This window comes from Proteus sp. G2669 (genome assembly GCF_009915245.1).
GTDB lineage: Bacteria > Pseudomonadota > Gammaproteobacteria > Enterobacterales > Enterobacteriaceae > Proteus.
In genome coordinates, this window is the sequence record NZ_JAABLX010000030.1 from 1 (window position 1) to 5,689 (window position 5,689).

Consider the following 5,689-nt stretch of genomic DNA (forward strand, 5'->3'; position numbering starts at 1 on the left):
ACAGGATTATACTAACCAATCCGACTTTGGTACGGGGGGTAAATACACCCGTGCCATCCAAGCTATCACCGCATTTACGCAAGGTGTAATGGGCAACAATATTGTTACCGCGATTGCTAATGGTTCCGCGCCTTATCTTGCTAATGAAGTGAAAAACCAAATTCAAGGTAACAGTGTTGAAAGTGATATTCAGCGCACGATAGTGCACGGCATTACTGAATGCCAGCCTTGCGTTGGCAAAAGATGAGAATGCAGTAGTGCAAGCTTCTGGCGCAATGACGGGCGAAACGGTGGGTATTTTATCGCACTCACTTTATGGCAAAACCCCCGATGAACTCACCGAGACTGAAAAGCAGAATATAAGTGCATGGGCAACATTAACTTCTGGGATTGTCGGCGGTTTAATCAGCGATAATAGCACCGGCGTTGCCAATGCTGCCCAAGCAGGGAAAGTGGTGGTTGAGAATAATTTTTTGGGAGATATTTCACGCGAGGCATTAGATAAAAGCCGTGAGGCGTTACGGGAAAACAAATATACGGAGAGGGATGTTCGTGAGTTACTGGCGTTGGAAGCCCGTGACCAAATCAGTGATGGGCTGTTAAATCAGTACCGGAAAGATCCTGCGTCTTTGACACCGGAGCAGCAACAGAGATTTCTGCAGGAATTGCAGCAATATGCCTATGAAAAAACTCAGTTGTATGATGCAAAAACTGCCGAACAGCTGGTCATTTTGTTGTTAAAAGAAGGGGATTCGTCGCTGATCCCGAACAAAGGCTTCCCATACGCAGGCCGTACAGAAGCGAAAAATGCTTGGGCAGACGGGGAAAGACAACAGGCATATGAGCAAGACGGATGGCTGGATGCCCTGAACTGGACGCGTACACAAACTGAAGAAGAAAAACTATTCAAAAAAGCCGATAATCTGGCCAATACGTATGGCTACCACAGAGATAATGCGGCTATCGGTGATGCTCCCCTTCAGGTATTGCAGGGTGGTTTGACAATCCGAGTTATGACCCCACTATTGGAAGGGGCAGGCAAAGCTACGGCATATTTATTGGGGGATGGGACAGGCAAAATAATGCTTATGACGGGAACAATAGGCGCCACAGCGAATGCTGGGGTTCAATATGGATTTACAGGAAAAGTCAATCCCGTGGATGTAGTATTTTCCTTTGGGACAGGTGCCATGACGGCGTATACGAAATTTGGGGGAACTGTTGCCTGGAATGCAGGCATGGGGGGAGTTGCAAGTATGTTCAAGGGAGAAGATCCTTCTGCAATCTTTATAAATACGTTCAGTGCAGGTTTTGGTTCTAGTGTGGGATATGGTTTCGCAGGTAAGCCTATAAGTTATGGATGGAATCAATATAAATTGTGGAAAACAGGAGGTTGGGATCCCAAATACAACCCTAAATTGCAAGGTGGAGCTATAAATGGATTATACGGACTATCGAAGGATATGAAACCCCATCCTTTGCCTGGTATTTTGGGAAATATAGGCTCTGCCTTTACAACAGAGACTACAAACTTTCTGATGCAAGAGAAAATTAAAGAAGTTGAGGAAAAAAATAGTGAATCAAAAAACTAATCAATTTGAATACTTTCTTGTTATGACTATTTTGTGTGTGGTAGTCCTGTTTATTATGGGGCTGGTTATATACAGCATAGGTGAGTGTATTATTTGGTTATTGATTGGTGGAGATTTTATTTTTTCAATCGAGTTTTTAAAAAAGATTATTAAAGCAAGTCTATGGGCTGGGTTGGTCGTTGGAATAGGGATGTGGTTTATAGAATATAAGTTACGTAGATGATGTTAAGATCCCAGCTCAAAATGTTGGGATCTTTCTTTTGGGCTATCACTCCGTCTCAATAACCTTGGCTTGTTAGCCCGTGGTACTCATCAATCCTTTCAGAAACTAACGATAACGTCACCGAGCGTGATATTCAAAATCACCTCTTCCAGCAAGCATTACAGAATTATACCAACCAATCTGACTTTGGTAGTGGGGGTAAATACACCCGTGCAATCCAAGCTATCACCGCATTTACGCAAGGTGTAATGGGCAACAACATTGTTACCGCGATTGCCAATGGCTCCGCTCCTTATCTTGCCAATGAAGTGAAAAACCAAATTCAAGGTAACAGTGTTGAAAGTGATATTCAGCGCACCATTACCCACGGCTTACTGAATGCCAGCCTTGCGTTGGCAAAAGGTGAGAATGCAGTAGTGCAAGCTTCTGGCGCAATGACAGGGGAAACAGTGGGTATTTTATCGCACTCACTTTATGGCAAAACTCCCGAAGAACTCACTGAAACTGAAAAGCAGAATATAAGTGCATGGGCAACGTTAACTTCAGGGGTTGTCGGCGGTTTAATCAGCGATAATAGTGCAGGCGTTGCCAATGCCGCTCAAGCAGGGAAGGTGGTGGTTGAGAATAACTTACTTGGTGGAAATGAGCTAATGCATACTCAACTGGCACAGGAATATGGTAAAGATAGAATGTCATGTGTGGAAAATTCTAATTCTGAATCATGTCAGAGAGGCAAAGCGCTACAACAAGCTTATATTTATGCTTTAGCAACAGGTAGTACGGGAAGTGTTTCTTTGCTTTCAACAAGTGCGCGAGTTATGTGGTTTATCGGTGCAGGTGCCAATTCAGGAGTACAATATATCGATTCAAAAAAAGTTAACCCAGTGAATGCAATAATTGCAGGTTGGGTAAATGTAATGACAATAGGAGAAGGATGGAAAAGTACAGTTTTCTTTAATGCAGCAGGAGGAGCCCTGACGAATACGATAAATGATGAAAGTGCAGCGATGGGGGCAATCACGACAGGAAGTGGAGCATTAATGGGGTATGGATTAGGTAATTTTATAGTAAAACCTGTAACTAATTGGGTTGGTAAAATAATAACAAAAGGCAATAATCCCAGATTTAATGAAGTGTTGAGAAAATATTCAGAGTCAGAGGTTAAGGGAAGGTCTTATATTATGCAGGAAGTATCCGAAAGTAAAATTCCTTCTGGAGCAGGTAACTTAAGTAGTAGTGCTATATCTGAATTAGGTATTTTTTATATACAAAAAAAAGATGAAGAGGAAAAAAAAGAGTGAAAATAATTTTTCTTATTATAGTGTTAATGATTATGTTTATATTTGTTTCATTTATAAGTGTAATGATTTTTTATTTTTTAGTGGAGGTGTTTTTTTATTTTTATTCAGATATCTCAATTTCATTTAAAGTTAATGAAATAAAAAAAGTATTAAAAGTAAGTATTGGTGGAGGTGCAATTATGGGGTTAGGTATTGGAATGTTATACATAAAAGAAAATAAACTAAAATAATTTTTTAGAATAAAATTTTAAACTTTGAACTATTTTAGATATTTTAACGTAAATTAATAATACTATGAATATAAGATTAATAGAATTTCTACACTCGGTTTATCCAGAGTTACTTATCGATGTTAGTTATATAAGAGGATATTCTGATGAAGAAATCTCCAGCATGGAACGCCTTTATGATATTAGAATCACAGGGCAATTCTATGAGTTTTTAAGGTGTATGGGGCGCTGCAGTGGTGGTCTTTTTGGTGATGATCCTCTAGTGTTTTATCAAAATCAAGAGACCATAAGAGGTGATATTTTATTTCAAATTGGTGCAAGAGAAGAGCTGGCATCGATCCAACGACATGATTTATTAAAACAAAAACCATTTTTCATTTCAGTAGAAAGTTATACACAGTATCTCTTTTTACTAACAGATTCAGATAATCCAGACCTTATATTTAATTATAATGAAAATGATGAATGTGTAGAGAACACTAATTGGGATCTGAATAGTTATTTACAACATGTTATCAATGTTTATACTCGCCATTATCCTGTTGCGCCTCCTTTTGACCGACACGGTGAACTTATTATCATTTAAATAAAAACCCTATCTTATGAACTGACCCCAGTTCATTACAATAGATTTTTTTATTTTGCACAGAAAATTCTTAGTTATGTAGAGGAATGCTACTTTATTGGTTTGATGATGAAACATATTTTATGGAATGCCTATTAATTATGGCGGATTGCAAATATATAAAGCTGATGAAGTAAAAATTATTGATAATCAATTAGATTTTAAAACAGTCTTTTTTTCAAATGATGATGCAAAGAGCGTCCATCATTGGGCTTTAATTGAAGAATCATTATTAGATGACTTGCTTGAATTAGATGAAACCGCCTATAAAAGATTTTTAGAGATATTAAAATCAGAAGGTCAGTTAGACGATAATTTTTATTGATAATAGATCCCTGCATTCACAGGGATCTCCCTTAACCCTTCACTTCTTTGCCAATCGGATAATCAACTTCCCAGCTTGGCGGGTAAGGGAGCAGTGGTTGCCTACCTCAAACTCTAGCTCACTCAACTACTTACCACTGAAAGTCTGTAGTGGTCAACTAAAACTGGCCATCGTTTTAGAGTTTTTCCAGTATCTCTTTTCGGATTCGTTTGGTGATAATCCTCCGTTATATTCGTGAGGTCTGTGTACGCTGTAATACCCGACAATATAGTCCGTTATTGCATGGACAGCATCACTAAAACTTATGTAGCCAGTCATGGGTACCCACTCGTTCTTCAGGCTCCTAAAGAAGCGCTCCATTGGACTATTATCCCAGCAGTTTCCGCGTCTACTCATACTTTGTTTGATCCGATATCTCCATAGTAACTGCCGAAACTGATTACTTGTATAGTGGCTACCCTGATCACTGTGGAACATCATCCCTGCTGGTTTATCCCGAGTTTCCCACGCCATTTTCAGCGCTTTGATGGTCAATCGACTGTCCGGAGAGAACGACATTGCCCAGCCCACCGGTTTTCTGGCGAACAAATCGAGAACAACGGCGAGATACGCCCAGCGTTGGCCTGTCCAGATATAGGTGACATCGCCACACCACACTTGATTGGGCTCAGTCACTGCAAATTGACGTTCGAGATGATTCGATATAGCAATATGTTCTTGTCCGCCACGTTTGTAGCGGTGTTTCGGTTGTTGACAACTTACAAGGCCGAGCTATTTCATGAGCCTACCGGCAAGCCAACGCCCCATTGGGAAGCCCTTGAACGTTGCCATTATGGCAATACTCCTTGCCCCAGCAGAGCCATGGCTGATGTTGTGTAGTTCCTGAACTTGACTGCGCAATACGGTGCGTCTTCTATCAGGCTGAATAGGACGGGCATTCCAGTATTTATAACTGCTGCGATGAACCCCGAATACATGGCAGAGAGTGGTTACGGGATAACGCGCCCTGAGCTTTCCGATTAACGTAAATTGTTCAGGGAGTCTGACATCAAGAGCGCGGTAGCCTTTTTTAATATTTCATTTTCCATTTCAATACGTTGAAGTTTCTTTTTGAGTTCACGTATTTCAATTTGCTCTGGCGTGATGGGAGAGGCTTTCGGCGTTTTGCCAGCCCGTTCATCGCGCAACTGTTTTACCCATCGGGTCATAGTGGAAAGACCGATATTCATGGCTTTAGCTGCATCAGCAACAGTGTAGTTCTGATCAACAACTAACTGAGCAGATTCATGTTTAAATTCTGCACTGAAATTTCGTTTTTTCATTAAGGCACCTTTATTGTTTGAGGTAAGCATATCACCTCTATTCAGGTGGCCAAATTTATTAAACCACTACA

7 protein-coding genes and 1 pseudogene are annotated in these 5,689 nt (G+C 40.4%); 7 read left to right on the forward strand and 1 reads right to left on the reverse strand.

Annotated elements, in window-relative coordinates:
• The 7 genes from GWI68_RS08855 to GWI68_RS08885 all read left to right on the forward strand — a co-directional run.
• Nucleotides 1-247 (forward strand): hypothetical protein (locus GWI68_RS08855; protein WP_166540038.1); only part of this gene is annotated, 247 nt, incomplete at its 5' end.
• A 10-nt stretch (nt 248-257) separates the two neighbouring features.
• Nucleotides 258-1,592 carry a VENN motif pre-toxin domain-containing protein gene (locus GWI68_RS08860; protein WP_166540039.1) on the forward strand — a complete coding sequence of 445 codons (1,335 nt, stop codon included), beginning with the start codon at nt 258-260 and terminating at the stop codon, nt 1,590-1,592.
• Nucleotides 1,576-1,815 carry a hypothetical protein gene (locus tag GWI68_RS08865; protein ID WP_109402977.1) on the forward strand — a complete coding sequence of 80 codons (240 nt, stop codon included), beginning with the start codon at nt 1,576-1,578 and terminating at the stop codon, nt 1,813-1,815. Before GWI68_RS08860 ends, GWI68_RS08865 begins: the two co-directional genes overlap by 17 nt.
• 248 nt (nt 1,816-2,063) lie before the next feature.
• Complete coding sequence (locus GWI68_RS08870; RefSeq protein ID WP_166540040.1) at nt 2,064-3,116, forward strand: VENN motif pre-toxin domain-containing protein; 1,053 nt, start codon at nt 2,064-2,066, stop codon at nt 3,114-3,116.
• The gene (locus GWI68_RS08875; RefSeq protein WP_227336706.1) at nt 3,113-3,346 is read left to right on the forward strand and encodes a hypothetical protein; all 234 of its coding nucleotides are present in this window, start codon (nt 3,113-3,115) and stop codon (nt 3,344-3,346) included. The genes GWI68_RS08870 and GWI68_RS08875 overlap by 4 nt, the downstream gene beginning before the upstream one ends.
• A gap of 64 nt (nt 3,347-3,410) precedes the next feature.
• Nucleotides 3,411-3,932 carry a hypothetical protein gene (locus GWI68_RS08880; protein WP_166540041.1) on the forward strand — a complete coding sequence of 174 codons (522 nt, stop codon included), beginning with the start codon at nt 3,411-3,413 and terminating at the stop codon, nt 3,930-3,932.
• Between the two features lie 127 nt (nt 3,933-4,059).
• Nucleotides 4,060-4,296: a hypothetical protein gene (locus GWI68_RS08885; RefSeq protein WP_243733321.1), complete on the forward strand. Its 237-nt coding sequence runs from the start codon at nt 4,060-4,062 to the stop codon at nt 4,294-4,296.
• A gap of 153 nt (nt 4,297-4,449) precedes the next feature.
• Here GWI68_RS08885 and GWI68_RS08890 read toward each other — a convergent pair.
• Nucleotides 4,450-5,618 (reverse strand): annotated as a pseudogene (locus GWI68_RS08890) (IS3 family transposase).
• Nucleotides 5,619-5,689: the final 71 nt, after the last annotated feature.

Bases quoted from the DNA above. Each gene is read 5' to 3' on its own strand.
- GWI68_RS08880 (WP_166540041.1), top strand. From the start codon at position 3,411: ATGAATATAAGATTAATAGAATTTCTACACTCGGTTTATCCAGAGTTA.
- GWI68_RS08885 (WP_243733321.1), top strand. From the start codon at position 4,060: ATGCCTATTAATTATGGCGGATTGCAAATATATAAAGCTGATGAAGTA.
- GWI68_RS08870 (WP_166540040.1), top strand. From the start codon at position 2,064: ATGGGCAACAACATTGTTACCGCGATTGCCAATGGCTCCGCTCCTTAT.